Source organism: Oleiphilus sp. HI0128, from assembly GCF_001635365.1.
Genome location: NZ_LWGG01001603.1, coordinates 1 through 991, shown reverse-complemented (window position 1 = coordinate 991; position 991 = coordinate 1). Strand labels below are relative to the sequence as shown.

At 43.3% G+C, this 991-nt stretch carries 2 protein-coding genes; one reads left to right on the top strand and one right to left on the bottom strand.

All coding sequences use genetic code 11. The annotated features are described in order from the left end of the window. Positions 1-275 precede the first annotated feature (275 nt). On the top strand, positions 276-665 hold the full coding sequence (locus A3763_RS26210) for a DUF3135 domain-containing protein (protein WP_068510366.1): 390 nt from the start codon (positions 276-278) through the stop codon (positions 663-665). Positions 666-768: 103 nt separating this feature from the next. Here A3763_RS26210 and A3763_RS26205 read toward each other — a convergent pair. Continuing rightward, positions 769-991 (bottom strand): isocitrate/isopropylmalate family dehydrogenase (locus A3763_RS26205; protein ID WP_255376647.1); only part of this gene is annotated, 223 nt, incomplete at its 5' end.

Sequence of the window (991 nt, the reverse complement as noted above, 5' to 3'; positions counted from 1 at the left end):
TAAAGCCAAATGTTAACTCACTTGAAACATTGACTATAAGATTTACAAAGCCACATTTTTATCATACGAAGCTTGCGCACAACTTAGACGAATAATCACTTTATAGTGCTTGAAAAACTGGCATCAAAATCATCACCGCTATTATCTAAGTGATTTCACAAAATTTTGCAGAGATCTTGTAAATTCGTGGACCTGCCCACACCTTCTAGCTGTACAGTTTTTGATCGCACCGATAAAATATCGCTAACACTTTGTAACAGTAAGAGGTCGTTACCGTGCACGATGGATCAAACTTTAAAGAAGCGGAGTCTTCTCACTTAGGTAATCAGGACTCTCGTATCGTCCCGATCGATTTTGATAAACTAAGATACTTAGCTTCGAACAAGCCAGAAGCATTTGAGCGTTACCGTGAAGAGCTCTATCAACAAGCAATCGAGCAAGCACCTATTGAACTTCAGCGCCGTTTGAAAGGAGTGCAGTTCAGGATAAATATGGCCAGGCAAGGTGCCAGAAGCCCATTATCGTCCTGTATGAGACTTTCAGAAATGATGCATGATTCGTTTGTGGAACTACAACTGGCATTGGCAAACCCACGAAAGTATTTACAGGAGCAAAGCAGCAAGCCTGCGGAAAGTGCGGAGATTGTTGAGTTGTTTCCCAAGTAGAGCCTGCCCCGTGCTACCCCGTCAGCGAGCCGTGGAAGGCTCTGCCTACAAGAACAAAAAAGGGGAACCGCTATGGCTCCCCTTTTTTAATTTCTTTGCTGGTTTATAGCAATTCTTCCAACTTAGCCATTACCTTATCAGCAAACTCTGTTGTGCTTAGAATCTCGATGCCCTGACCAGGCTTAGACAAGTCACTTGTAGAGAAGCCTGCTTCGAAGACGCTCTGCATAGCAGTCCAAACCGCTTTCGCTTCTTCTTCCAAACCAAAACTCATGTCCAGCATCAATGCAACAGAACCAATCATTGAGTATGGGTTAGCTTTGTTT